This is a genomic window from Curtobacterium sp. B8, assembly GCF_000333315.1.
Lineage (GTDB): Bacteria > Actinomycetota > Actinomycetes > Actinomycetales > Microbacteriaceae > Curtobacterium > Curtobacterium luteum.
In genome coordinates this window covers 1-1,883 of the sequence record NZ_BACW01000396.1, presented here as the reverse complement: position 1 = coordinate 1,883, position 1,883 = coordinate 1, and the positions used below count along the sequence as shown (strand labels likewise).

The window sequence follows — 1,883 nt, the reverse complement described above, 5'->3', positions numbered from 1 at the left end:
CCGCGCCGGTCCTGGTCGACCGGGCGCGGGTCGCGCTGTCACGCGGCCTGGACTTCGGTCGTCAGGGCGCCGGACACGTGCGGCTGAACTTCGGCTGCTCGGCCGAGACGCTCGACGAGGCGCTCAGCAGGCTCGGGACGGCCCGCTGACCCGCCGGCTCACTCGAACCGCTGCCACGCCGGCTTGTTGTCGTACGTGTAGCGGTAGTAGTCCGCGAGTCGGAGGCCGGCGGCCGCCTCTTCGTCCACGACGACGGTCGCGTGCTCGTGCAGCTGGAGCGCCGACCCGGGGACGAACGACGACAACGGCCCCTCGACGGCGGCCGCGACGGCGTCCGCCTTGGCCGAGCCCTGCGCGACGAGCACGAGCTCGCGGGCCTCGAGGATGGTGCCGAGCCCCTGCGTCATGCAGTGGGTCGGCACCTGGTCGGGCGAGTCGAAGAAGCGGGCGTTCGCCGCGCGGGTGGACGGCGCGAGGGTCTTGATGCGTGTGCGGGACGCGAACGACGACGTCGGCTCGTTGAACCCGATGTGCCCGTTCGCGCCGATCCCGAGGATCTGCACGTCGACCCCGCCGGCGGCACGGATCGCGGCGTCGTACTCCTTCGCGGCGAACTCGAGGTCCGCAGCGCGGCCGTCAGGAACCCGGACGCGTGCCGGGTCGAACCCGAGCGGACCGACGACGTCGCGGGCGATCACCGAGGCGTAGGACTCGGGGTGCTCGAGCGGGATGCCGACGTACTCGTCCAGCGCGAAGCCCCGGGCCTCCGCGAACCCGATCTCGCCGGCATCGACGCGGCGCTGCAGGTCGGCGTAGATGCCCTGCGGGCTGGACCCGGTGGCGAGTCCGATGACGGCGGACGGCTTCTTCGCGACGACCGACGCGATCTTGGCCGCGGCGACGCGACCGACCTCCGCCGGCGTGGGCAGGATGATGATCTCCACGATCACACCCTACTGGTCATGACCAGTCCGCGACAGGGTCGTGCCGTAGCGTGGTGCCATGCCGACCCCCGACTTCGTCCTGGCCCTCCGCGAGCGGATCGGGAACGCCCCGCTGTGGCTCACCGGCGTGACGGCCGTGGTCACCCGGGGCACGGGCGCCGAGCGTGAGCTCCTCGTCGTCCGGCGGGCGGACACGGGCGCCTACACCCCGGTGACCGGGATCGTCGACCCGGGCGAGGAGCCCGCCGTCGCCGCTGCCCGCGAGGTCCTCGAGGAGGCCGACGTGGTCGCCGAGGCCGAGCGGCTCGCGTGGGTCCGGGTCCTGCCCGAGATGACCTACCCGAACGGCGACCGTGCGCAGTACCTCGACCTCGTGTTCGCGTTCCGGTACGTCTCGGGCACGCCGTTCCCGGCCGACGGCGAGAACACCGAGGCTGCCTGGTTCCGGCTCGATGCCCTCCCGCCCATGTCGGAGGACATGCGTGCCCGGGTCGACGCCGCGCTCTCGGACGAGGTGGCGACACGCTTCCAGCGCTGACGCGCTGACGCGCCCGTCCACCGGTCTGGAGGCACGGCGCGGGCCCGCACCGCGCCTCCCGTCCGTCGGTGCGGAGCCGAGACCCGGCTCGGTCGCGGAGCCCGCTAGGCGAGCGGCGCGACCGCGACGGGCGCGCCCGTCAGGCGGAGCGCGACCGGCTCGCCGACGGCACGTCGGTCGCCGACCGCGTGCTGCACCGCGACGATCGTGTCGTCGTCGAGTCGCACCGTCGTCCGGCGGACGGACCCGAGGAAGCTCGACGAGACGACCGTGCCGGTGACGCCCTCCACCGCGAACGCGACGTCCTCGGGGCGGACGAACGCGGTGACCGGGCCGTCCGCAGCCGAGCGGTCGAGCGCCGGCACGGTGAAGCCGTACACGAACACGTCACCACCCCGGAG

3 protein-coding genes are annotated in these 1,883 nt (G+C 73.7%); 1 reads left to right on the top strand and 2 read right to left on the bottom strand.

Annotated elements, in window-relative coordinates:
• Positions 1 to 158: 158 nt before the first annotated feature.
• Positions 159 to 947 carry a glucosamine-6-phosphate deaminase gene (nagB, locus tag I59_RS10175; protein WP_031273571.1) on the bottom strand — a complete coding sequence of 263 codons (789 nt, stop codon included), beginning with the start codon at positions 945 to 947 and terminating at the stop codon, positions 159 to 161.
• Positions 948 to 1,002: 55 nt separating this feature from the next.
• Here nagB and I59_RS10170 point away from each other — a divergent pair, with 55 nt between their 5' ends.
• Entirely contained in the window at positions 1,003 to 1,482 is a 480-nt protein-coding gene (locus I59_RS10170) for an NUDIX domain-containing protein (protein ID WP_022903777.1), read from the top strand.
• 104 nt (positions 1,483 to 1,586) lie between these two features.
• On the opposite strand, the gene I59_RS10165 is transcribed toward I59_RS10170, so the two are convergent.
• On the bottom strand, positions 1,587 to 1,883 hold a 297-nt coding region (locus tag I59_RS10165), incomplete at its 5' end, for a TOBE domain-containing protein (RefSeq protein ID WP_031273570.1).

Excerpts from the sequence above, each read along its gene's own strand:
- I59_RS10170 (WP_022903777.1), top strand. The coding sequence starts at position 1,003 with ATGCCGACCCCCGACTTCGTCCTGGCCCTCCGCGAGCGGATCGGGAAC.